Raw genomic sequence first — 24,585 nt, forward strand, 5'->3', positions numbered from 1 at the left:
GATTAAAAAGTATTACCCGAATCTAAAGACCATATTACCAAAAGAAGATATCCATATGCTATTGGAATGTTTAGTAGCATGATGCCACAAGTTTTTAGTATTTCTATTTTAAAACGTGGAGATACAAATGCTGAAATAATAAGGATTACCAATAATATAAGGTTTATCCAAAATGTAATAATTATATAACCTAAACCGATTTGTGTTATATTATACGGATTATCAAAATATAGATATACAGCCAATAATAATGTGCCAATTACAAAACTAGATGCTGCTGTTATTTTTCCTGTTAATATTAAATTTTTCATTGTAGTTACTATTTGCGTTAGGGATGGAACGGTTTGTTTGAGCTCTTTTTGTGATAAAACACTTTTAGACAGTGTTTGATGTGACATACAAAAAAGCGAGTAGTGAAAGCGCGACCCTCTGAAGCCTTTTGCGAAAGAGGGTAACGCCATAATTATTATAATCAAAGCTTAACCGTTAGTCCAATCTATTTTTCTAGATACAAACATGACGGTTGCAAGTATGAGGAATAAACCTATGCTACCAACTAATAGTGCGTAGTTTTCTAACTGAATGATTACGTAAATAAACGTGTATAATGCGGTTAGGGATATCCCAATAAATAGCGGGAATTTAAATGTTTTTAAGATGGATTTAGAGTAGAGCGTAATGAGTGCAATTACCGAAATTCCTGCAATGAGATAGGCTTTTAAAAAGTTACTGTGTTCGGAAATGGAAACGAGCAAGGTGTAAAACATGGTGAGCGCAATACCAATCATTAAATATTGAAAAGGGTGAATGTTTATTTTGCTCATGGTTTGTATGAGGAAGAAAATGAGGAAGGTTAAACCAATTACTAGGAACCCGTATTTTGCTGAACGTTCGGATTTTTGATATTCATCTACCATGACCATAAATTTGGTTCCAAAAGCAAAGCTGTTGAGGTTTGGTATTTTGTTAAGGTGTTGTTGCGAGAATGCTCTGTTGATATGCAATACTTTCCAATCGGCTTGAAAACCGTCTTTAGTGATGGTTTTGGTTTCGTCGTTAGGTAAATAATTTCCAATAAAACTTGGGTCTGCCCAATTAGAAGTCATGCTCATGGTTGTGGTTTTACCAATTGGGATGAGTTCTATTTGCTGACTACCATTAAAGGACATGGTGATACTAAAATTAGTATTTTCGGTTTTGGTAATATCCTCTTTTTTTAGAAAACCAGATTCTAAAATATCTAAATGGTTATTACTATTTGTATCGTTAAAATTGGTTTGAAACGTATAGGTGTTGCTGTTGAGTTTTAAAAGCATTTCACTTTTAATTCCTTTTAGGTTGGAGGTTTTAATAATTATGGTTGCTTGATCCCAGATGATATCTTCTTTTTTGATTCCTTTTGCGGAAAGATCTGTTGGGATGTAGTTTCCTGAAAAGTTCATATTGGTTGAAAATACTGCAGATTCAAAATTGCCTCTGTTTAGCGTTTTAGATTCTACAGTTGTTTTGGTGTCTAGTTTTTCCGGAAAAATATACGCGTAGTTTGTATGTGTTTGCGTTTCCTTGAAATAGGTTTTTGTTTTTTCGTTATACGTTTTTGTCTCGCTATAGGTTTTGTAAGGCACTTTTAAGATTGGACCATATACTAAAACATGTTTTCCCCATTTCTGATTTATTTCACTTACTACATCTTGTTGCCTATAGGAGCGTTCCTTAATTAAACTTTCTATAAAAGATAAAGGCACTAATAGTACTAAGGTTAAAAAGCCAATCATTAGCATTCTCGCGGTAATGGATGTTTTTATCCAGTTGCCAAATTTGTTTGTGTGTTGTTTTTGTATTTCTTCCATGGTAATTGAGTTTGTAAAGTACTTTGAAATTCAAAGTGGTTAAGTAAAAAAAAAGCCTATGCTTTTTATTATTCCCTAAAAAGGAGGGAGTTATTGTTTATTAATTATTTTTTCTAGTGCTTCAATATGTTTTTTAAATGCTGCTCTACCAAGTTTTGTGGTGGCATATCGTGTGTTTGGTTTTCGGCCAATAAACTGTTTTTCTACAGTGATGTATTCTGCTGTTTCCAGCGCTTTGGTATGACTTGCTAAGTTGCCATCTGTAACTTCTAGCAATTCTTTTAAAGTTTTAAAATCGGCATACTCATTTACCATTAAAATAGACATGATGCCTAATCTAATGCGATGATCGAATGCTTTATTTATGTTGGTTATTATGCTCATAAACTTCCTGCGAAGGCAGGAATTTTTTTATTTAATTTTGGTGTTGCGCTACTTTCGTTACTTTTCCATTTTCAAAATAGATGTCTAAAACGTCTGGATCCATACTAAAAAGTCCCGGGACAAATCCAATGCCATAGGCAATGTGATTTTGGTTGTACGTGTAAAAATCTTTTCCTAATAATGCTGTTATTTCTTCTTTTGTTTTTCCGATTAATATTTTGCTTTCCATTATATCTTCAGACATTTTATATCTTTCCTCGATATTTGTTTCCCATTCTTGTTTGTCAAAATCATTGGAAGGATAATACGAAACCGAAAATATCCATAAATAAATTAATCCGAAATAAATTATCAGACTCAAAAATATAGCTGGAATTAGGGCTATTAATTTTCTGTTTTTGTCGTTTCCTAGATGTAGCTTTTTTAAAATCCACTTCGATAAAAAGTAGGATGGAATTGCTAGAATGAGAATTATTAGAATACTCATCTATTGGTAATTTATTTCATTATCATCAATGTTTTTCATCTTATTAAAAAGGATGGCCATTGCGAAACAAATAAAGCCAATTAGTATAGAAACAGGTATTAATATAATAACTCCTTGGTTTGTTGTTTTTCGTTTCGCCATTTGGCTGAGGTATAGTTCTGCTTGTATTGACTTTTCATAATCATCAATAGAACCGTTTTTATCTATATCAAAACGTTCAAACTGTTGTGTGAACTTTTGGTTGGAATAGCAGGTGTATGTTACTCCCAGTGCATAAACTAGTAGCGTTGCTATCAACCCAATTTTTATTGCTTTACTCATTTCTTATCGTATTTAATATACATGATGGTTCCGTAAATAATGTGTAATACACCAAAACCAAGAACCCAAAGGATAAAACCATATCCTGGTAATAGTGCGCAAATTAAGCCTAAAATAATTTCTATGAAACCTAAATATCTAATATCTCCAATACTGTATTTAGATGCGTTGACTAAAGCAAGACCATAAAATATTAGCATTAAAGCTCCTGCTTGTCCGTATTTTTGTTGTGCTAAAATTATTAGTATATAAACTCCTCCAGTAATAAGCGGAATTAAAAAGTTAAGAATTAGTCGTCTAGAAGTACCATCCCAAACTTTTTCGTTGTTCTTTTTTGCTTTTCTAGTGGTTAAGAATATCGCAGTTGCAATACTAAAAAAAGCAACTAGAGCTAAAACCAATACGCACGTTTTAAAAACCCAACCATCTAAAAGTAGTGTACCATAACTATGATTGATTACCAGCCAATACGCAACAGCGGCACCAATAAGTGCGTAGATTCCTGCTAGTATTCCGGATAAGCCACTTAATGAAATAAAACGGGAGGATTTATTCATTAAATTTTTTATCTCACTGATGTCTTTTAAATAATCTTTGGCTTCCATATAAAAGTACTTTGAATTACAAAGTAAATGAAATTTATTGAATGTTTGCTTATAAATTTTTGTTAATTTTATGATATCTAATAAAACTATGAATCCAGAAGCCCAATATATAATTAATCAACCAGAACCATATCGTTCTATGTTAATGCATTTACAAGTAGTTATAGGACATACCTTACCTGAAGCAGAATTGAAATATAAGTGGCGCATTCCTTGTTACTATATAAATAACAAACCTATTTGCTATTTAAATGCAAGTCATAAAAAGGAATTTGTAGATGTTGGTTTTTGGCATGCAGCACATTTGCCTAAAAAGTACGAATCGTATTTAGTAAGTGAAAACCGCAAATTAGTAAAGTCCTTGCGTTATAAAACCTTGGAAGAAATTGAGGATGTTATTTTTATAGGAATTCTTGAAGAGGTGTATAAAAATAAAGACAAAAGTTTTTATAAATAGTATGGAAGTCTCTTTTTACTTAAAAGTCCTTTTGGAATAAAAACATAAGTTTATCGAAGATGCTTTCTAAGCTCTTCTTCCTCCTAATTTTAGAAATAAAATTCATTCTCCTCTTGACAAAAAGAGGAGAATGAATTCTAATAAATAATTTTGAAGGGTAGTTAAATTCTAAACCTTCCTCCAACAGAAATGACACGTTGTAAGTACCAAAAATGTTGGGATGCTTTTTCATTCGTATTGCTAGTTGTTCTAATATCTGGCATATTAATGAAACCACCTCTTAAATCGGTTTCAATAAAAAAGTATTTAAAGAAAGTAAGGTTTAGTCCAACGTTTAAAGAAATACCATAACCAGCAAGATGAAACTCATCATATCTGTCTTTTTGTAATAGCGTAGTATTTGTTTTTGGGTATAAAACTCCTGCTCCAAAACCTTCGGTTATATTTATTTGAAAGGTATCGGTGTTATTGATTTTTAAAAGGGATGAGATATCATCAAATCTATTTAATTCTAAATACACATAGTTTAATCCGTTAGTGTGTTCGAATTTTAAAAAATCTTTGGAAACAAAATATTCCTCACCGGTAAATTCTTGATTGTAAATACTGCCTTCTTCCTCTTCAGGAAGGTCTATATAGCCACTCACGTTTTTGAATTTATTTCTTTTCATTACATATTTCATGTGGTCTACACCAAATGCAATATTGTATTTGTCGGATATAAAATAACCAACCTTTACATTGGTTTGTGGTATGGTCATTCTTGTGGGGTTTATATAATCGACATGCCAACCTTTTGGTTTGTCTTTTGCAGAAGCATCATGAATAGTGAAATCATAACCATCACCTTGAAATCTAATATCCGATTTAGAAAAGGTTTCTCTGTTTCCTCCCCAACTTATAAAGAACTTTCCTTTGTTGTTAGCGGTGTATTTTTCTGGAGCAATCACATCTTCTTGTGCAATTGTAGTAGTTGAAAATAATATAAGACTGAATAGTGCTAAATATTTTAGCGTTGCATTTTTCATTAAAAAGAAATTTGGGGTAATTATAATGCGTTTATGGTTTTTCTAATAGCTACCAAGTTGGTAAGTAATTTCTCTAAATTATCGAGATGTAACATATTTGCGCCATCGCTTTTTGCGTTTGCAGGATCAAAATGTGTTTCAATAAATAAACCATCTACATTGTTTACTATTCCAGCACGTGCAATAGTTTCTATCATGTCTGGTCTTCCTCCAGTAACACCAACGCTTTGGTTAGGTTGTTGTAAAGAGTGTGTAACGTCTAAAACTGTAGGAGCGTATTGACGCATGGTTGGTATGCCTCTAAAATCGACAATCATATCTTGGTAACCAAACATAGTCCCTCTGTCTGTTATCCAAGCTTTATCGCTTCCAGAATCTTTTACTTTTTGTACCGCATGTTTCATGGCTTCGGGACTCATAAATTGTCCTTTCTTTAAGTTTACCACTTTACCTGTTTTTGCGGCAGCAACTACTAAATCTGTTTGTCGGACTAAAAATGCAGGTATTTGTAAAACATCTACATATTTTGCAGCAAGAGCAGCGTCACTAACTTCATGAATGTCTGTAACAGTAGGCACGTCGAATTTTTCAGAAACTTTCTTTAAAATTTCTAATGCTTTTTCGTCTCCAATTCCTGTAAAACTATCAATTCTACTTCTATTTGCTTTTTTGAAACTTCCTTTAAATATGTAAGGGATTTCTAATTTATTGGTTATTTCTAGTACTTTTTCGGCAATACGAAATGCCATTTCTTCACTCTCAATAGCACATGGTCCTGCTAAAAGGAAAAAATTGTTAGAATTGGTATGTTTTATCTTTGGAATATCTTGAAGATTCATCTACTTAAAATTTAAGCGACAAAGATAATCAAATTAAAAACTCTTTTTCATACTATTTCTCATAATCCATAATGCCATGATAAAGTTTGCTGCTACAAACAATCCGCTATAAACGGCAACTTGTTTTGTAACGTTTGAAAAATTAACAATCTGAAGACTTTCAGAAATGTAGGCGATTATCATATAAGAAGATAAGCATACAAAGGTGATACCTAAACCAAAATTTAATCTGTTGTTAGGTTTTATTAATTGCCATATAAATGGAATACCAAATAATAATATAGGATAGGCAGAAACACCTTCTATTTTATTAATGTCTGTAAACCAATACGCTATTATAGTTAGGAAATATAAATAAGGGATAAATTTGGAGTACTTAGTAATTAGGTTCATAATGCTATTTTTTTCAGTTAGGGAAAAATTAAAAATTTGTTTTAATTACTTTAGGGGGTAATTAAATATTTTAACGAAAAATAGGAAGAAAAATTACAATATTTTACTATTATAACAAATAATTAACTAAAAAGCGAGATTATGCTAATTTGAAGTATTAAAAAGTGTTAAAGTGATAAAAACGGATTTTTTTACAACACTTTTTATAAGCTATTGAATGTCAGTATATTTTATAGAAATTATAAATACTTAATAAGATGCATATTATCACAAGAATTTAATGTACCTTTGCACGCTTAAAATAAGGCACTATTATGGCTAATATTAAAAATATCGCAATTATTGCACACGTAGATCATGGTAAAACTACATTAGTAGATAAGATCATGTACCATTGTCAACTATTTAGAGAAAACCAGAATACTGGGGACTTAATTCTAGATAATAACGATTTAGAACGTGAAAGAGGAATTACAATTACTTCTAAAAACGTATCTGTTGTATACAAAGACACAAAAATTAATATCATTGATACTCCTGGTCACGCCGATTTTGGTGGAGAAGTAGAGCGTGTATTAAATATGGCTGATGGTGTTGTACTATTAGTAGATGCTTTTGAAGGGCCTATGCCACAAACGCGTTTTGTATTACAAAAAGCGATTGATTTAGGATTAAAACCTTGTGTAGTTATTAATAAAGTAGATAAGGAAAACTGTACTCCGGATGAAGTACATGAAAAAGTTTTCGATCTTATGTTCGAATTAGGAGCTGAAGAATGGCAGTTGGATTTCCCAACCGTTTATGGTTCTGCTAAGAACAACTGGATGAGTGACGATTGGAAAAATGAAACAGACAATGTGGAACCATTATTAGATATGGTTATAGAGCATGTTCCTACTCCTAAATTTGAAGAAGGTACAACTCAAATGTTAATTACATCTTTAGATTTCTCTTCTTTTACAGGTCGTATTGCGATTGGTAGATTACAAAGAGGAACTCTTGTTGAAGGACAACAAGTTTCTTTAGTAAAAGCAGACGGAACAATTACAAAAACTAGAATTAAAGAATTATTTATTTTTGAAGGTTTAGGACGTAAGAAAGTACAAAGCGTTCAAACTGGAGATATATGTGCACTTGTAGGTGTTGAAGGATTTGAAATTGGAGATACCATTGCAGATATAGAAAACCCAGAAGGTTTAAAATCTATTGCAATAGATGAACCTACAATGAGTATGTTATTTACTATTAACGATTCTCCTTTCTTTGGTAAAGATGGTAAGTATGTGACTTCTCGTCATATTAAAGATCGTTTAGAAAAAGAATTAGAAAAAAACTTAGCACTTAAACTAGGGGAAACTGGTAGTGCAGATAAATTTATGGTTTTCGGACGTGGTGTATTACACTTATCGGTTTTAATAGAAACGATGCGTCGTGAAGGTTATGAATTACAAATTGGACAACCACAAGTAATCATTAAAGAAATTGATGGTGTTAAATGTGAACCAATTGAAGAATTAACGATTGATCTTCCAGAAACCGTATCTGGTAAGGCCGTAGAGTTTGTAACGAAACGTAAAGGAGAGTTACTAAGTATGGTTGCTAAGGGTGAGCGTATGATTTGTGAGTTTATGATTCCTTCTCGTGGTATTATTGGTTTACGTAACCAATTACTAACAGCAACTGCTGGAGAGGCTATTATGGCACACCGTTTTAAAGAATACCAACCATTAAAAGGAGATATTCCGGGACGTGTTTCTGGATCTTTAATTTCTATGGAAAACGGAACAGCGATTCCTTATTCTATTGATAAATTACAAGATAGAGGTAAGTTCTTTATTGAGCCAGGAGAAAGTGTTTACGAAGGTCAAGTAATTGGTGAGAACTCTCGTCAAGATGATATGGCTGTAAATATTACAAAAGCAAAGAAGCAAAGTAATGTACGTAGTTCTGGAGCAGATGATAAAGCTAAAATTGTACCTGCAATTAAATTCTCTTTAGAAGAAGCTTTAGAGTATATCCAAAAAGATGAGTATGTTGAAGTAACGCCAAACCACTTACGTTTACGTAAAATTTGGTTAACAGAAAACGATCGTAAAAGAAACAAGATTGCTTAAGTAAAAACTTAAGTATTACGTTATAAAAATTACGTCAAATAGTTCACGCTAATACTGTGAATCTATTTGGCGTAATTTTGGTTTTACCCAAACCCGTCTTATAAAATTATCTTGCTTTAAATGAGGCTATTGCCAGTAATTGTCCTACTCTCATTAGAAATTATATAGAGATCCCTAAACTAAAAATTTAGATAATTGTAAAGTTTAAGTTTAGTATATTTACAAAAAATTTCAATATGCATTTATTATATTTCGATCCAGGTTTAGGCGCAATGATTATTCAAGCAGTTGTAGCAGCAGTCGCTGGTGTTATATTGTTTTCTAAAGGTTTAATGTATAAAATTAAAACTTTATTAGGCTTTTCTAAAAATCGGGAAGAAGATATTTTTGACGATATTGAAATTAAAGATCAAGATACAGAAACCAAACTATAGTTCGTGATAGATAACAGCAAGCACGCTTCTTCGTTTAGAGATCCTTCTGGTTATATTTTTACGGAAGAAGGAGTTATTAAGCGAGCAATATTTCCTATATATTTTAAGCAATACAACGCATTAACAACTTCTGGTTTTTTTGATAGTTTATTTAAAAACAAACTATTAATTCCACATCGGGAAATAACAAAAACCGAAGATAAGATTGTTATACAACCAGAAAACATTCCTTTTATAACCTATCCTTATGAGTGGAGTTTTAATATGTATAAAGAAGCTGCGTTATTAACGTTAAAGCTTCAGAAATACAGTTTAGAAAAAGGTTTTTCACTTAAAGATGCAACAGCATTTAATGTTACTTTTCATGATGGAAAAGCTGTTTTTATCGATACACTTTCTTTCGATTTTTACCAAGAAAATACACCTTGGCGAGCATACAAACAATTTATCACTCATTTTTTAGGTCCCTTGGTATTAGCACATTACCATGGCGCACAATCTTTAAAGTTGATGAGCAATTTTATAGATGGTATTCCTATTAAAATGTTAGCTTCTATGCTTCCGTTTAAAACAAAAATGAATCCGTTTTTATACGCTAATATTCATTTGTTAGCAAAGTTTGAAGACAAGCATAACGAAGATTATAAAGGGGAATCTAAAGCTTCCGCTTTATCTAAAAAAGGACAATTAAATATTATACAAAGCTTGTATGATTATATTAAAAAACTGACTTTAAAAGAACATAGTGAATGGGGTAATTACTACGATAAAACCAATTATAGTACAGATGCTTTTGTAGAAAAATCTACAATAATTGATACGTGGATAGAAAATGTGCAAGCAAAAACGCTAATTGATGTTGGTGGTAATGATGGTACTTTTGTTAGAAAAATTAATTCCGAATTAAAGCAAGCATTGGTTTGCGATATAGACAATAATGCGGTAGATTTTAATTATAAAGCAATTAAAGAGAACAAAGAATCTTTTATTACTCCTTTTGTTTTAAATGTTTTAAATCCTTCTGCAGCCATTGGTTTTCAAAATAAGGAGCGCGATTCCTTTATAAATAGAATGAAAGACTTTGCTCCAGATGTTACATTGGCTTTGGCAGTAATTCATCACATGTCCTTATCTGGTAATGTAACTTTTGAGATGTCTGCACAGTTTTTTGCTTCCTTTTCTAAATACTTGGTTATCGAGTTTCCAAAAAGAAACGATTCTTGGGTACAACGCTTGTTAAGTAGTAAGGTAGATTTTAAAGATCATTTTGATTGGTATACTTTAGAAAATTTTGAATCCGCTTATGCTATATATTTTGAAGTACTAGAAAAAAAACCTATTACAAATAGTGAACGTGTAATGTATTTACTAAAACCAAAGCATGTTAAGTAAATTAAGAAATAAGGTAATTACTTTTCTAGATAGCAAAAAAGAAATTCCTGTTATAGCAGCTGTTGCAGCAGGATTGTATCCTTTTCTTTTTAATTTTGAAAAGAATTTTACGCTTATAAACTCCTGGCAACAATTTTATTTTTATTGTTTTATATATTTATTATTACCAACAGTAATTTTTGTTTCTGTAAGTTTTATTACTAAAAAATATAACCTACTAAAAGGTAAGAGAAAATTTTTATTTCCAGTTTTAAACTTTGCTTTTTTTACTTTTTTCTTATATATAAACATGCATGGAATAGCAAAAAAAAAGATAGGATTACTATTTATTTTTATTGCATGTTTACTAGCAATCCTAATTTATAAGCATTTTAAAAAAATTATTGTTTTGCAATTTATATTGGCAATCTTTGTTATTCCTTTTTTAATTTTAAAGATTGTTGGTTTTGTTTCTTATTCCAATAAATGGATGGAACAACCAGACAATATTGAAGCTATTGTTTTTAAAAAGACACCTAATATTTATATAATACAGGTTGATGGTTATGCTAATTTTTCTGAACTAGTTAAAGGGCATTATAATTTTGATAATAGGGATTTTGAAAATTATTTACAGGATAATGAGTTTAAAAAATATTACAACTTTAGAAGTAATTATTTTTCGACTTTAAGTTCCAATAGTTCATTTTTTGCAATGAAACATCATTATTATAATTCACCAAAAGAAGCCCAAACCGAATTATATAATTCTAGAGATATTATTGTTGGTGAAAATCCTGTAGTATCCATTTTAAAAAATAATAATTACAAAACAAATTTGCTATTAGAGTTTTCTTATCTATTACTTAATAGACCTAAAATAGCATATGATTTTTGTAATATTGATTATTCCAACATTTCATATTTTTCTAGAGGATTTGAAAAACAAAATGATTTAGTTGCAGATTTAGATAAAGCAATAGAAAACAATAGCGAATCTGCAAACTTTTATTTTATTGAAAAAATTTCTCCAGGTCATGTTACAACATCCGAGTTTGCTGGTGATTCTAAAGATGCAGAACGAGAATTATATTTAAAAAGATTATTAGAAACAAATATTTGGCTAAAAAAAATAATAAAGACTATAAATACTAAAGATAAAAATGCGCTAATTGTTATTAGTGCAGATCATGGTGGGTTTGTTGGTTTAAACGCAACTCCAGAAGCTAGAAAGAAGCAAACAGACGACAAAATAATTAAATCTATTTTCACTAGTACGTTAGCAATAAAGTGGCCAAATGAAGCGCCAGAATTTGATACTGAATTTAAAACTCCAGTTAATTTTTTTAGAATATTATTTGCTCATTTGGCAGAGGACGCATCTTATTTAGATAATTTACAAGATGATAAAAGCTATATGGTTATTAAAAAAGGAGCACCTTATGGAGTTTATGAACTAATAAATGAAAAAGGAGAAGTTGTTTTTAAAGAATTATCTAAATAAATACTAATAAAATTAGTACTTTCAGCCTTATAAAAAGAAATCAAATTAGTTTTACTATCCATAAATATAACCCAGAAAATAAAGCACTTTGGAACAACTTTGTTGCCAAAGCTAAAAATGCTACTTTCTTATTTCAAAGAGATTTCATGGAATATCATCAAGATAGATTTGATGATTTTTCGTTATTAATTTATAAAAATGATAAGCTAATTGCTGTTTTACCAGCAAACATAACTAATGAAAACGTGTTTTCACATCAAGGATTAACCTATGGAGGGCTAGTTGTTTCAGAAAAACTAAAATTAAAGGATGTTGCTCGATGCTTAAAAGCAGTATTAAATTATTATAAAGAAAAAGGTGTTAAAACTTTACAGTTAAAACAGTTTCCTTCTATTTATAGTCTAGTACCTAATGATGAAATGCAATATCTAATGTTTGTTTTACAAGCAGAATTAATTAAAAGAGATACACTTTCTGTTTTAAATCTAAAATATAAACCAAAACTATCTAAAGACCGAATTGCTGGAAATAAAAGGGCTTTAAAACAAAACTTGGAGGTTAAAGAGGTTGCAGAATTTGATGCCTTTTGGAATACCATTCTTATCCCAAATTTGAATGCAAAACATGAAGCACAACCAGTACATTCTTTACAAGAAATTAAAAATTTAAAAAATAAGTTTCCCAAAAATATTAGACAATTCAATGTGTATCAAGATAATGTTCTTGTAGCAGGAACTACTATTTTCGAAACAAACCAGGTTGCACATTCGCAATATATTTCTGGAAATGCAGATAAAAATGTTATTGGTAGTCTTGATTTTTTACACCTATATTTAATTAATGAAGTTTTTAAAGATAAAGCGTATTTTGATTTTGGAATCTCTAATGAAAACCAAAGCAAAAATATAAATCAAGGCTTGCAATATTGGAAAGAAGGTTTTGGAGCAAGAACCATTACCCAAGATTTTCACCAAATAGATTTGAAGAATATGGATAATTTAGATACTATATTTATATGATTAAGTTTCTAGACTTACATAAGATTAATGCGCGTTTTGATATTCCGTTTCAAGAACAATTTAAACAGTTTTTAGATTCTGGTTATTATATTTTAGGAAAGCAAGTTGCTACTTTTGAAACCAATTTTGCAAGCTATTGTGGTACCAAACATAGTATAGGAACAAGTAATGGTTTAGATGCTTTAATTTTAATTTTTAAAGCCTATAAAGAACTTGGTTTGTTACAAGATGGTGACGAAGTTATTGTGCCTGCAAATACCTTTATTGCAAGTTTTTTAGCTGTTATCCATTCTGGATTAAAGCCTGTTTTTATCGAACCAGATTTGGTAACCTATAACCTCTCCCTTTCTGAAATAGAAAAACAAATAACTCCAAATACCAAAGCGATTCTTGCGGTGCATCTATACGGACAAATAGCAGATATGCAAAGTATAAATACACTCGCAGAAAAACACGGATTATTGGTTGTTGAAGATGCAGCACAAGCACACGGAGCAGTGTATGAAAACAATAAAAAAGCAGGGAATCTTAGTGACGTAGCTGCATTTAGCTTTTATCCTGCCAAAAATCTTGGAGCATTAGGTGATGGAGGAGCTATTACTACAAATAATGATGCCTTAGCTGCAGTAATAAGAAAACTGAGAAACTATGGTTCTTCTAAAAAGTATTTACATGATACCATTGGTTTTAATAATAGGTTAGACGAAATACAAGCCGCTTTTTTAAACATAAAGCTTCCAAAGTTAGATGCAGATAATGAAAAACGACGAGAAATAGCAAAGCGTTTTATTTCGGAAATTAAAAACGAAAAAATAACACTTCCATTTTATGATAATTCTAAAAATCATGTGTTTCATCTTTTTGTCATTTTAGTAGAAGATAGAGCCGATTTTACAAGTTTTTTAAAGCAGAATGAAATAGAAACACTAATACATTATCCTATTGCGCCACATAAGCAAGAAGCATTAAAGGATTTTGCTTCTTTAAAATTACCAGTAACAGAACTTATTCATAAAAACATTGTAAGTTTACCAATAAGTCCTGTTTTAACAAAAAAAGAAATTACCCAAATTATACAAACTATAAACGCATATTAATTGAAACTGTTTTATCTGTATTTAGAATCACAAAGATCTAAATACAATAAAAGAACATACTTAAATATTTGAAACGCTTATTAAATTATATAAACTCTAATGTTCTATTTAAAGTTGCTTCGTTAAATTCGGCAGCAGTTTTAACTAAAATAATTACAGGTTTTTTAACCTCTAAAGCTATTGCATATTTTATAGGTGCAGAAGGAATGGCTTTAATAGGGAATTTGCGTGATTTTTTACGATCTGCACAGTCCATTTCAATTCTAGGTCTTTACAATGGTGTTGTAAAATATGTAGCAGAATTTAAAGAGAATGCTTTAGAGTTAAGTAAAACTTTATCTACCGTGTTCTACATTGGTTTTGTTTCTACTTTTCTGGTTTCTTTTTTGTGTTACTTTAATACAGATTACATTAATGATTCTCTGTTTCCGGGATATAGTGACTATGCTTATGTTATAAAAATATTTGCAATTGCATTGCCTTTTTATACCTTAAACATGTTCGCTTTTTCTATTTTAAATGGCTTTTCTAAGTATAAATTAATACTGATTATTAATATAATCGGTCAAGTTCTCGGGACCGTTGTAACCGTTCTTTTAATTTGGTTGAATAGAATAGATGGCGCATTAATAGCAATTGTAATAGCAGAATCTTTAATCTTTTTAATAACCTTAGTTGGTATTTTAAATCAACGAAGTTTAATCCCGTTAATCAAGATTAAAAACGTTAGACTTTCTTCTATTAAAAAATTAAGTTCTTATTCTATAATGGCACTGTTTTCAGCCATCGTTTTACCAATAGTTTCGGTTGTTGTTAGAAATTATATCATAGATAATGTTAGTTTGGAAGCGGCAGGTTTTTGGGAAGCAATGACACGAATATCTAAATATTATTTAATGTTTGTAAGCTCCTTATTAACATTATACATCTTACCGCGTTTGTCAGAAATTGATAACGTTAAAGAATTTAGAAAAGAAATTTTTGGTTTTTATAAAACCATAGTGCCAATATTTGCTTTAGGTTTAGTTGTTATTTATGTGCTTCGATCTTTTATAATAACAGTGGTGTTAACGGACAAATTTAAACCTGTTGAAGATTTGTTTTTTTGGCAATTATTAGGTGATTTTGTCAAAGTATTATCGGTGGTAATTTCCTATCAATTTTTAGCCAAGAATATGTTTTGGCACTATATCATAACCGAAGCTTTTTCTGTACTTTTAATGTATCTAGCTAGTATTTATTTTATAGATTTATATGGTGTTAAAGGGGCAGCAATTGCCCACTTTGTAAATTATGCAATTTATTATATTATCATTTTATTAATCTTCAGTTCTTCACTTTTTGGTGTGATTCCAGATGAAGTTGAAGAAGATGAAAAAGACTTAGAAGTTTAAATCATGAATACAAAAACCTGTCATATTTATTTAGATAATACACCTTATGCTTTTAAAGTGAAAGGTGATTTTTTCTGGGGAAAAGAAGAATTGCTATACAATAAAGCCGATAGTGTTTTATCCAAAATGTCTTGGGAAGCTGAAGGGTATAAAGTGGTTACTGCTTTTATAAATGATGAATTTGAAAGATTAAAGAAGTCCCTAACCCAAAATATTATGGATGCCATAAAAGCGAATAATATTTCTTTTAACGAAGATACGTTTACGCTTGAAAAATACCATGAGGTTGTTAATACCAATGAATTACATAATCAAGTTATTGATATTACTAGAAATTTAGAAAACAAAGATTTCGATTTTAATATAGATGCCTTGGCAGAGCGTTTTGGTGATATTTTAGGGTATAAACTAACCTCTTGGGTAGAAGAATTGCAAAAATCACATATACAGATTAGAATAAGTAGACCAAACTCATTAGATATCAATCCGCCACACAGAGATGGGTATTTAAGCTATTGGGAAGACATTATTAATGTTTGGATACCAATTGTTGGTTGTAATGAAAAGGCGTCGTTACCTGTTCTTCCCGGAAGTCATTTAATTCCGGAAAACGAAATTTTAAGAACCGAAAGCAAAGGAGCAGAGATAAATGGTAATATATATTATGTGCCATGTATTTTAGAAACCAAAACCGGAAGTATTAAAATGATAAGGCCAAACCCAAAGCAAGGGGAAGCTTTAATTTTTACACCTTTCTTAATTCATGGTGCTGCAGTAAATAATAATAAAGATATTACTAGAGTATCTTTAGAGTTGCGTTTCCCTAGAATTTTAGATTAAATTTTAGATTGCCATTTTTCTAAATATATTTTTGCAGCATCTACATAATGATGTTCTTTTTCTATGAAAGCTCTAGCATTTTTAGATATTTCTGTGATTTTGTTAGGATTTAAGATTAGCCACTCCAGTTTTTCAGCAATTTTTTTGGCATCAGGTAAAGCGTTAATCGCAATAGTATCTTCTTCAATATTAAAATAATCTAACCATTCTTGTTCGGCTCCAGTAAAAACCACTTTTCCTTTTGCCATAGCTTCCAAAGCATTAAAACCTTGGTCGTAAGCAAATACTTGATCTAATAAAATATGAGCAGTATCAAAAGCTTTAATATATTCTTGGTATGGTAAACTTTTTACAGTAATGATTTCTATTTTATCTGCATGTTTTTTATTTAAAATAGCTAAAGCTTCTTCAAAAATGTCGTTTCCTTTTTTGTAATAATTAAAAGAATTAATACCGTGAAAAATAACAATCTTACCAGTTACCTCTAAATCTATATATTTCAATTTTTCTAGATTAATTGGGTTAGGAGCCTTTCCTAAATATTTTTCATTTCCTATTAAAGGGATGTGGTAGTCTAAGTCGCTAGCAATAACCCCTTTTATGTTTTTATAGACATATTCATGCAGCTTTACATAAGGAGTAGTTAAGTACATTAAAGCATGCCAGAAATCTTTTTTCGTGCTTTTGTTATTAAAATAAGGCGTGAGTATGGAGTATCTAAACTTTTTATCGTGTGCATATTTTATGCTAACATAGTCTGTACCACAAGAAAGCAGAAAAACATTTTTATTGTTTTTAAAAATAAAATCCAACAGTTCCTTTTCTACTTTGGGTATGGTATTAAACGGGGTTTCATTAATTAGCTGTACAATATCAAAACCAGTTAGTTGTTCTTTAAAATCATTAAATTGCTTTTTAACACTTAACGAAGTAATTTCAAAACCAAATAACTTGTATAAAGCGGTTTTTACTTTACTAGAAAAGCCTGTTGTGTATTTTAAAGAATAAGATATATCTACTTTTCTTTTTTTAAATCCATCGCCATGACCTACCACCAATACTTCATGGCCAAGTTTTTGCAATCCTTCTTTTAAAGTATAGTGCGAAGAGTTATATTCTCCTAATAATAAGATTTTCATTTACTATATTTGGTTTCTAATAAATTATCCATTGCAAAATAACAATAAAAAAAAGATTTGCGTAGTTACTTCTTCTCTTGCAAAAGGAGGAGCAGAAAAATCTTCGGCAACCCTTACGCATATTTTGCATAATTTAGGTTATGATATTCATGTTGTAACAATGTTATCGCAAGTAGAATATGCATATTCTGGTACGCTTTTTAACTTAGGTGAATTTAAAGATAAAAACGATACTTTTTCAGGAAAAATCAAAAGATTCAGAAAATTTAAGAAATACCTTAAAAAAGAAAACTTCGATGTTGTTATTGATAACAGATATCGTGTGTTGGCGTATAGAGAATGCATCTTTACTAAATATTTGTACAACAATATTCCTGTAATTTATGTGCTTCATAATTACGTGCAAGAAAAAACGTTTACACCATATAAATGGCTGAATAATTGGTTGTATAAAAAGGAAACATTTACTGCTGTTTCAGAAGAAATTAGTCAAAAATTTAAAGAAGAATTTCAAATTAAAAAAATGCATACCGTTTATAATGCGTTTAACTTTGAAGAGATAGAACAAAAGGCTTCCGAAGCTAATACCTTTGAAATAGAAAATAACAACTATATTATTTTTTACGGAAGAATAGACGATCACCATAAAAATATTAGCTTATTATTACAAGCATATAAAGCATCCAAACTGCCAGAACAGCATATTAAATTATTAATATTAGGTAATGGAGATGATTATAATAAGATTGTAAATTACACCAAAGAATTACAGCTCGAAAATGATGTAGTATTCAAGGGGTTTACTGCAAATCCGTATCCGTATGTGAAAAATGCTTTATTCACCATGCTTACAAGTAGACATGAAGGTTTTCCTATGGTAATTCCAGAATCGTTAGCATTAGCAACTCCTGTGATCGCTGTTAACTGTACCTCGGGACCAAAAGAAGTAATAGAAAATAGGGAAAATGGATTGCTAGTAGAAAATTATGATGTAAATGCCTTAGCAGATGCAATGAATAGTTTTATATTTGACAAAGTACTTTATCAGCATTGTAAAGCAAATGCTAAGCAAAGTGTAGAAAAGTTTTCTGTTGAAAATATAAGTAAAGACTGGAATAAACTAATTGAAAATTTAAATGAAAACTAGCGTAAACGACGTTAAAATTATTGAAGTACCAACAGTAAGTGATACTCGTGGTAAGCTAGCTGTTGTTGAAAAAGATTGCATACCATTTGCCGTTAAAAGAGTATATTATTTATATGATGTGCCAAGCGATTCTTATCGTGGTGGTCATGCGCATAAAAACTTATATCAGTTTCTAATTCCTTTAAGTGGTAGTTTTGAAGTGCATTTAAAAGATGGTGAAAACGAAAGAAAAATAACCTTAAATAAACCCAATAAAGGCTTGTTAATTGTCCCTGGAATCTGGCGGGAAATTGATAACTTTTCTTCTGGTTCTGTATGCTTGGTTTTAGCTTCTAACGAATATGATGAAAGCGACTACATAAGAGCCTATAAAGACTTCGAGTTATTTAAACGGACTTAAATTAACATGAAACTGTCTTAATACATTTTGTGTTTTCATTAAAAAGACTAAAACACTTTTATTACAACTAAGTAAAAAACGCTGTTTCGCGTTTAAATTACTTTTATCTAAATGTTTTAAGTAAAAATCCATCTGTTTTTTATTACCCACAAGTTTGTATTGTAATGCAATAGAAAATCTATTTAAATCTAGATACGTTTTTAATGAAGCATTGTTTTTCGCTTCTTCTTCGTAGGCCTCTAAATCTAGAAAATTTCTTAAGTTCGTATTAGAGTTTGAGATTCTGTTTTCTGCATGCAAGTTGTAAATAGCAGTAACATTACTATTAAAAGCGACTTGGTGTTGTATGGCGATTTTAATCCATAAGTCGGTGTCTTCGCCAGCTCCAAATGTGATTTTTTCATCAAACCCATTATAATCTTCTAATATTTTTTTAGGAACCATTACTGCAGATGTCCAAGCAATACAACTAAATATACTAGATTTAAAATAGTCTGTAACAATGCCATTCCAAGCTTTCGGAATATCTATATAATCAGATTCTAATGTAATTTCGCCTATTTTCTTTACATACGCATTTGCATACAAACCGCAATTAGGGAAATCTTCGGTGAGTTTTTTTAGTTGTGCTAAATGGTTATTTAGCCATAAATCATCCGCATCTAAAAAAGCAATATAATCTGCATTTGCTTTTTCAATTCCGTAGTTTCTGGCATGAGAAACACCTTGATTTTTTATAGTATGCACTTGGATCCTAGAATCCTTAAGTACGCTTAAACTTTGTAGACTGCCATCTGTAGAACCATCATTAACTATAAGGATTTCAAAATCTTGAAATGTTTGGTCAAGAGCACTCTGTATTGTGTTAACAATAAAATGTTCTTTGTTGTATAATGGAATTATTATGGAAAAAAAGGGCATTAATTACGTGTGTAAGTAACAAAGGTAGCTTAATCTGTATAAATCAAATAGGTAGAGAGAAGGTTTTTTTGAAAGTAAGTTTTTATCAAAAGAACCTTTAAATGCTTTATAAATAAAGGCAAACATATAATGAAGCTTTACTTTTTTTAGTTTAAAAAACACTTTAGTTATTAGTGTATAGTCTTTAGGGATTAAGTTTTGTTTTAAAAATAGGTGTAAAGCATCTACAGATTCGATAGATTTTTTTAAAAACAAGCTGCTTTCTTCTAAACCTAAATGGTATGTTGGATTTTCAATATGTTCTATTTTAATCTGTTTTAATTTTAAATGATATGAAAACAGCGTGTCTTCATGTCTTAAATTGGGTATATCTTCATCAAAAGAGACAACATTAAATACGTCTTTTTTAATTAGAAAGTTAAGCGTTAAAAAGCTTAAGTAAGGATTTTGGTTTCTTTGTATTGTAGGCAGTGCTTCACGTTTTCTTCCGTAAGCCCATCGTAGTAAGTGGTTATTGTTAGGTTTCTTTTCGCTATACAAAATTCCGCCATAAATAACTTGCGATGTTTTGGTTATGGATTTTAAATAGGTAGCTATAAAGTCTTTTTCTTTTGGTAGTACATCTGCATCCAAAAAAAGCAACCATTCAAATTTTGCTTCTTTTGCTAAAAGATTTCTAATAGCACTTCTACCAATGTTTTTTTCTAGTATATGGTATTTTGTGTTTTCTAGACTATTAATCTCTTTATTGGCAGCAATAATGCTTTTATCTTTGGAGCCATCATCATAACACAATATTTCAAAAGCCACATCTAGCTGCTTTATTTGGGCATACACTTCCGCCACAAGAGCGCTAATGTTGTAATTGTATGTGGGAATTAATATAGAGAGCATGAATGCTTGTTAGATTTGTTCAAAACTAACAAAAATAATGTAATCTGTTTGCTATTGGTATAGTAATTGTAATTTTGTTACTATGAAGAAAATCTGTCTTACTATTTTGTCTGCTTTATTTGTAACGCTAAGCTTTGCACAGCAAGAGTTTCATGTGTTTCCTGAAAACCATAAAACAACACCAGGGAAAACTACAGGAAACGGGTCGTTGCAAAATCCTTGGGATTTACAAACCGCATTAACCCAATCTAATAAAACAGTTAAAGGTGAGGATACCATTTGGTTGCATGAAGGGGTTTATAATGGTAGATACAATAGTACGCTCAATAGCACCATTCCAAATAAATACATTACAGTAAGTGCATATCCAAACGATCGAGTGATTTTAAATGGAAATGTTGCTTCTACCAACGGACAGACCCTAGGCATTCGTGGTGGACAAGTAATTTATAAGGATTTTGAAGTTACTTGGTTGGGTGGTTTTAATAGAGATTTTAGAATTAAGAAATTTAAGGGAATTGCAGGAGTTTATCATTTAGAAGGAAGAAATTGCAAGTTCATAAACCTTAAAATATATAATAATCCTGGATTAGGTTTTGGTTCTTGGAAAAGTACTGGAGGAACCTTAATTGCCGAATGTTTTGTTTTCAATAACGGTGTGATTAATGAAAAAGGAAGAGGTGCTGGAGAAGGATTTTATGTTCAGAACAAAAGTGAAGAAGAACGAATTATTAAAAACAATGTCATTTTTAATAATTACTATAAAGGTATTGAAGTTTGGTCTGCAGGAAGAAATGCAGATTTTGAATATGTTAAAAATATCACTCTAGATAATAATGTCATTTTTAATAGTGGTTTGCCTGCAAATAAGTACACGGTAGATAATATTATTGTCGCTTCAGACGATAGAAATGCTATAAACATTGCAAAGAATATTAAGGTTACCAATAACATTTTGTATCACAATACAAACTATTTAAAAAATGAGGTAAATGGTGATGCGCCATCGCTAACCATCGGTTTTTATCATAAAGCGCCAGTAGAAAATGTGGTGGTAGATAATAATCTTATTTTAGGAAGAAATAACGCATTGAGAATTCTGTATGCAAAAACGCTAACCTTTACAAACAATACGGTTTATACGGGGTATATGAATTTTACAAACTCGGTTTTCGATCTAGCAAAAAATAATAATTGGAAGTTTTCTAATAATACATATTATTCAAAAAATACGGCAGGTTTCCGTATTCATAAAACAAACTATTCCTTTAACGATTGGAAAACGAAGTTTAATATAGATACAAACAGCCAAAAAAAACACATTGGTGCATTTAACTTAGCCAACGTTTTAGATATTACAAAAAGCGAATACAAATCCAGTAGTTACCGAGTGGTGCTTTTTAATAAAGAGGAGCAAGATGTGGTTGTCGATTTCTCGGAATACAACATCGAAAAAGGAAGCAAGTATTCCATTACAGATGTAGAGAATTTAGACAGTGTTTTAAAGACTGGAACATTAACGGAAGGCTCTAAGATAACAGTGCCAATGCAAGCTGTACATCCTTCAGAAAATAAAACATTAAATAATTTTGGCGTATTTATTATCGAATTTAATGCAGTGGAAAAAACGGCATCTACCAGTACAAATAGTACAAATGAGGAAAAAGAGAATAAAAAGGAAAGCGGCTTGAAACGTTTCTTTAATTGGCTATTTTAACTCTTACGTTGTACCACTTCAAAAATCTGATTTTCATCACACTTTAAAGTCTTACTTGGGTATTTTAATAACAAAGCATAATCATGCGTAGCCATTAAAATAGTATTTCCATTTTTATTAATTTCTTGTAAAACTTCCATAACCTCAATACTGGTTTGCGGATCTAGATTTCCTGTTGGCTCATCTGCTAGGATTAATTCAGGATCATTCAATAAGGCTCTAGCAATAGCAACACGTTGTTGTTCTCCACCAGAAAGTTCATGCGGAAACTTAAAACCTTTGGTTTTCATGGCAACCTTATCTAAAACTTCATCAATTCTAGTTTTCATTTTATCTTTGTCTTTCCAGCCTGTTGCTTTTAAAACAAATAATAAATTGTCGTTAATCGTTCTATCTGTTAGTAATTTGAAATCTTGAAAAACAACACCAAGCTTTCGTCTTAAAAACGGAATGTCCTTTTCCTTTAATTTACGTAAATCATAATCTACAATATGTCCTTCACCTTGTGTTAAAGCCAAATCGCCATAAAGTGTTTTCATAAAACTACTTTTCCCAGAACCCGTTTTTCCTATTAAATAGACAAAATCTCCTTTGTTAACTTCTACATTGACATCAGAAAGCACTAAGTTGTTTCCTTGAAAAATAGAAACATCTTTTAATTGTAAAACAAGATTCGACATAAGTTTATAGTATTTTGTTATAACCTAAACGGTTTTTTAAATTGGTGATATTTGTTATTGTAAAGAAAATTATTAATGGAAAAAAAGGAAAACAGAATCTCGAATTAGTACCATAAGCAACCAAAGCTTGTGCTAATGATCCTGAAAGAACAATAGCAATAAGAAATAAATCAGAATCAAATTTTTTAAATTTAAAAGTAATAATTTTTATTAAAGAAAATAGGAGAAACAAAAAGTTTGAAAGTAAGAGTAACGGTTTTTGAACGTAATTCCATAGTGCCGAGAAAATAGTATTCGCTAATGGAGATTTAAAACTACTTGTATGCCATAATAATGCAGAAGTGGATCTCCAAAAATTAACCCAAGAAATTGCTACTTGTTTTACATATAAATCAGGATGTTTTTTAAATAAATCTATAGATATTTTAGATAATTCGTGAGATAAATCTGGAGGAGAGAGTTTGGTCTCCTTAAGTAGTTCTTTATATGCGTGCCAAACTGTCATTGCGTATTTGCCTGACTGATTTTGTTCTTCAAGGTAGGTTCTGTGTTTAACAAAAATATCTCTTATTACTTTGTCTTTTTCTGGAGCCTTTTCAAAAAAGAAAGTTGCTGTTTGTGACAAATTAATCCCTAAATAATAAGTGCTAGTAAAATATCCAATATTTCTTTCGTTTAAAGAACACCAACTGTAAAAAGATATGAAAGGAATAATTAATACAATAATTGCTTTTAAAAATGTTTTTTTAATTCCAAAAGAGGCGTTTTTTACAATGTAAAAAAGAAAGAAACCGATAGGTAAATATATAAACATGGGTCTAGTTAAATAGATACTAGCAAATAGTAAGGATAGAATAAAAAGATGTTTTGGTTTAGAATCGTTATCCAGTAGTTTAAAGTTTTCAATATACCAGAATATAAGAAGCATTAAAGTAACCGTTAGCGTTTCAGTTAATATTGCCAACTCGAAAAATAAAAAATTCAAAAAAGAAGTTGTAATAAAGGCGATCCAAAAGGAAGTGATTTTATTTTTAGTTCTTAAATAAGCATACTTGTAGAGTAAAATTATATTTAATATTCCTAAAAAAGATTGAAATAGTATGGTTAATTTTAAACTGTTTGCACATAATGCAATTAAAGTAGGGAAGCCGGGTGTGCGTTCTCCTGTATAGCCATTTAAGTTGAAATCACTAATAGCGGTAGCTAAATCGATATAATTCTGAGAATCTTTAAATATTCCATCATCACTATAATTCATAAAAATAACAAGTCTAATTATTAGACCATAAATAATTAAAATTGGAAGTGTGTATTTTTGGATAAAAGTATCTAGTTTTTTAATTATCATTATTTAAAAAGAGTACGCGTTTTATACAATTATTGATTTTAAGAGATGTAAATGTATTATTAAAAAGTTAAAAGCTAAAAATTAAAAGTTAAAAGTTTTTTGTTTCCTACAATTAATTTCAGTCTTTGGTCACCAGTCATCGGTCCTTCATCATCTAGCTTCAGCCAATTTTTAATAACTCGGTTTATAATTATAACAAAAT

The 24,585-nt window shown here is 30.3% G+C and carries 26 protein-coding genes; 12 read left to right on the forward strand and 14 right to left on the reverse strand.

Going from position 1 to position 24,585, the window contains the following annotated elements:
* Nucleotides 1–2: 2 nt before the first annotated feature.
* The 6 genes from FG167_RS09990 to FG167_RS10015 all read right to left on the reverse strand — a co-directional run bounded on the left by FG167_RS09990 (nucleotide 3) and on the right by FG167_RS10015 (nucleotide 3,647).
* Nucleotides 3–311, reverse strand: a complete 309-nt coding sequence (locus FG167_RS09990; RefSeq protein ID WP_203458153.1) for a hypothetical protein — start codon at nucleotides 309–311, stop codon at nucleotides 3–5.
* Between the two features lie 168 nt (nucleotides 312–479).
* The gene (gene creD / locus FG167_RS09995) at nucleotides 480–1,850 is read right to left on the reverse strand and encodes a cell envelope integrity protein CreD (RefSeq protein WP_203458154.1); all 1,371 of its coding nucleotides are present in this window, start codon (nucleotides 1,848–1,850) and stop codon (nucleotides 480–482) included.
* A gap of 90 nt (nucleotides 1,851–1,940) precedes the next feature.
* The gene (locus tag FG167_RS10000) at nucleotides 1,941–2,234 is read right to left on the reverse strand and encodes a transcriptional regulator (protein WP_055443047.1); all 294 of its coding nucleotides are present in this window, start codon (nucleotides 2,232–2,234) and stop codon (nucleotides 1,941–1,943) included.
* 31 nt (nucleotides 2,235–2,265) lie between these two features.
* The gene (locus tag FG167_RS10005; protein ID WP_203458155.1) at nucleotides 2,266–2,721 is read right to left on the reverse strand and encodes a hypothetical protein; all 456 of its coding nucleotides are present in this window, start codon (nucleotides 2,719–2,721) and stop codon (nucleotides 2,266–2,268) included.
* The gene (locus FG167_RS10010; RefSeq protein WP_203458156.1) at nucleotides 2,722–3,042 is read right to left on the reverse strand and encodes a hypothetical protein; all 321 of its coding nucleotides are present in this window, start codon (nucleotides 3,040–3,042) and stop codon (nucleotides 2,722–2,724) included.
* Nucleotides 3,039–3,647, reverse strand: a complete 609-nt coding sequence (locus tag FG167_RS10015; protein WP_203458157.1) for a hypothetical protein — start codon at nucleotides 3,645–3,647, stop codon at nucleotides 3,039–3,041. Before FG167_RS10015 ends, FG167_RS10010 begins: the two co-directional genes overlap by 4 nt.
* Before the next feature lie 88 nt (nucleotides 3,648–3,735).
* On the opposite strand from FG167_RS10015, the gene FG167_RS10020 reads away from it, so the two are divergent.
* Nucleotides 3,736–4,104, forward strand: a complete 369-nt coding sequence (locus FG167_RS10020) for a DUF1801 domain-containing protein (protein WP_203458158.1) — start codon at nucleotides 3,736–3,738, stop codon at nucleotides 4,102–4,104.
* Between the two features lie 161 nt (nucleotides 4,105–4,265).
* Here FG167_RS10020 and FG167_RS10025 read toward each other — a convergent pair whose 3' ends face one another.
* The 3 genes from FG167_RS10025 to FG167_RS10035 are packed head-to-tail and all read right to left on the reverse strand — an operon-like array spanning nucleotide 4,266 to nucleotide 6,364.
* Nucleotides 4,266–5,132: a hypothetical protein gene (locus tag FG167_RS10025; protein WP_203458159.1), complete on the reverse strand. Its 867-nt coding sequence runs from the start codon at nucleotides 5,130–5,132 to the stop codon at nucleotides 4,266–4,268.
* Nucleotides 5,133–5,152: 20 nt separating this feature from the next.
* A complete protein-coding gene (gene kdsA / locus FG167_RS10030) occupies nucleotides 5,153–5,971 on the reverse strand; it encodes a 3-deoxy-8-phosphooctulonate synthase (protein WP_055443054.1) in 819 nt (272 codons plus the stop codon).
* 33 nt (nucleotides 5,972–6,004) lie between these two features.
* Nucleotides 6,005–6,364, reverse strand: a complete 360-nt coding sequence (locus FG167_RS10035; protein ID WP_203458160.1) for a hypothetical protein — start codon at nucleotides 6,362–6,364, stop codon at nucleotides 6,005–6,007.
* A gap of 314 nt (nucleotides 6,365–6,678) precedes the next feature.
* Between FG167_RS10035 and typA the strand changes: the two genes are divergently transcribed.
* From typA to FG167_RS10075, 8 genes are all read left to right on the forward strand, one after another.
* Nucleotides 6,679–8,478, forward strand: coding sequence for a translational GTPase TypA (typA, locus tag FG167_RS10040; RefSeq protein ID WP_203458161.1), 1,800 nt, complete (start codon nucleotides 6,679–6,681; stop codon nucleotides 8,476–8,478).
* 236 nt (nucleotides 8,479–8,714) lie between these two features.
* Nucleotides 8,715–8,912, forward strand: a complete 198-nt coding sequence (locus tag FG167_RS10045) for a hypothetical protein (protein ID WP_203458162.1) — start codon at nucleotides 8,715–8,717, stop codon at nucleotides 8,910–8,912.
* A 3-nt stretch (nucleotides 8,913–8,915) separates the two neighbouring features.
* Nucleotides 8,916–10,304: a class I SAM-dependent methyltransferase gene (locus tag FG167_RS10050; RefSeq protein ID WP_203458163.1), complete on the forward strand. Its 1,389-nt coding sequence runs from the start codon at nucleotides 8,916–8,918 to the stop codon at nucleotides 10,302–10,304.
* Nucleotides 10,294–11,787 carry a sulfatase-like hydrolase/transferase gene (locus tag FG167_RS10055; RefSeq protein ID WP_203458164.1) on the forward strand — a complete coding sequence of 498 codons (1,494 nt, stop codon included), beginning with the start codon at nucleotides 10,294–10,296 and terminating at the stop codon, nucleotides 11,785–11,787. The genes FG167_RS10050 and FG167_RS10055 overlap by 11 nt, the downstream gene beginning before the upstream one ends.
* Before the next feature lie 146 nt (nucleotides 11,788–11,933).
* On the forward strand, nucleotides 11,934–12,806 hold the full coding sequence (locus tag FG167_RS10060) for a GNAT family N-acetyltransferase (RefSeq protein ID WP_239004368.1): 873 nt from the start codon (nucleotides 11,934–11,936) through the stop codon (nucleotides 12,804–12,806).
* Nucleotides 12,803–13,903, forward strand: coding sequence for a DegT/DnrJ/EryC1/StrS aminotransferase family protein (locus FG167_RS10065; protein WP_203458165.1), 1,101 nt, complete (start codon nucleotides 12,803–12,805; stop codon nucleotides 13,901–13,903). Before FG167_RS10060 ends, FG167_RS10065 begins: the two co-directional genes overlap by 4 nt.
* Nucleotides 13,904–13,971: 68 nt before the next feature.
* Nucleotides 13,972–15,297 carry an O-antigen translocase gene (locus FG167_RS10070; protein ID WP_203458166.1) on the forward strand — a complete coding sequence of 442 codons (1,326 nt, stop codon included), beginning with the start codon at nucleotides 13,972–13,974 and terminating at the stop codon, nucleotides 15,295–15,297.
* Between the two features lie 3 nt (nucleotides 15,298–15,300).
* The gene (locus FG167_RS10075; protein WP_203458167.1) at nucleotides 15,301–16,137 is read left to right on the forward strand and encodes a phytanoyl-CoA dioxygenase family protein; all 837 of its coding nucleotides are present in this window, start codon (nucleotides 15,301–15,303) and stop codon (nucleotides 16,135–16,137) included.
* Here FG167_RS10075 and FG167_RS10080 read toward each other — a convergent pair.
* A complete protein-coding gene (locus tag FG167_RS10080; RefSeq protein WP_203458168.1) occupies nucleotides 16,134–17,276 on the reverse strand; it encodes a glycosyltransferase in 1,143 nt (380 codons plus the stop codon). The two genes, FG167_RS10075 and FG167_RS10080, sit on opposite strands and share 4 nt — an antisense overlap.
* 31 nt (nucleotides 17,277–17,307) lie before the next feature.
* On the opposite strand from FG167_RS10080, the gene FG167_RS10085 reads away from it, so the two are divergent.
* Both FG167_RS10085 and FG167_RS10090 read left to right on the forward strand, forming a co-directional pair.
* Nucleotides 17,308–18,423 carry a glycosyltransferase gene (locus tag FG167_RS10085; RefSeq protein ID WP_203458169.1) on the forward strand — a complete coding sequence of 372 codons (1,116 nt, stop codon included), beginning with the start codon at nucleotides 17,308–17,310 and terminating at the stop codon, nucleotides 18,421–18,423.
* A complete protein-coding gene (locus FG167_RS10090; RefSeq protein WP_203458170.1) occupies nucleotides 18,413–18,823 on the forward strand; it encodes an FdtA/QdtA family cupin domain-containing protein in 411 nt (136 codons plus the stop codon). The genes FG167_RS10085 and FG167_RS10090 overlap by 11 nt, the downstream gene beginning before the upstream one ends.
* On the opposite strand, the gene FG167_RS10095 is transcribed toward FG167_RS10090, so the two are convergent.
* Both FG167_RS10095 and FG167_RS10100 read right to left on the reverse strand, forming a co-directional pair.
* Nucleotides 18,806–19,744: a glycosyltransferase family A protein gene (locus FG167_RS10095; RefSeq protein WP_203458171.1), complete on the reverse strand. Its 939-nt coding sequence runs from the start codon at nucleotides 19,742–19,744 to the stop codon at nucleotides 18,806–18,808. The genes FG167_RS10090 and FG167_RS10095 overlap by 18 nt on opposite strands.
* A gap of 3 nt (nucleotides 19,745–19,747) precedes the next feature.
* Nucleotides 19,748–20,638, reverse strand: coding sequence for a glycosyltransferase family 2 protein (locus tag FG167_RS10100; protein ID WP_203458172.1), 891 nt, complete (start codon nucleotides 20,636–20,638; stop codon nucleotides 19,748–19,750).
* An 82-nt stretch (nucleotides 20,639–20,720) separates the two neighbouring features.
* On the opposite strand from FG167_RS10100, the gene FG167_RS10105 reads away from it, so the two are divergent.
* A complete protein-coding gene (locus tag FG167_RS10105; RefSeq protein WP_203458173.1) occupies nucleotides 20,721–22,355 on the forward strand; it encodes a hypothetical protein in 1,635 nt (544 codons plus the stop codon).
* Here FG167_RS10105 and FG167_RS10110 read toward each other — a convergent pair.
* Both FG167_RS10110 and FG167_RS10115 read right to left on the reverse strand, forming a co-directional pair.
* Entirely contained in the window at nucleotides 22,352–23,035 is a 684-nt protein-coding gene (locus FG167_RS10110; RefSeq protein WP_055443072.1) for a cell division ATP-binding protein FtsE, read from the reverse strand. The two genes, FG167_RS10105 and FG167_RS10110, sit on opposite strands and share 4 nt — an antisense overlap.
* Before the next feature lie 4 nt (nucleotides 23,036–23,039).
* Nucleotides 23,040–24,383: a hypothetical protein gene (locus tag FG167_RS10115; protein WP_203458174.1), complete on the reverse strand. Its 1,344-nt coding sequence runs from the start codon at nucleotides 24,381–24,383 to the stop codon at nucleotides 23,040–23,042.
* Nucleotides 24,384–24,585 lie beyond the last annotated feature (202 nt).

The sequence above is a fragment of the Lacinutrix sp. WUR7 genome (assembly GCF_016864015.1).
GTDB lineage: Bacteria > Bacteroidota > Bacteroidia > Flavobacteriales > Flavobacteriaceae > Oceanihabitans.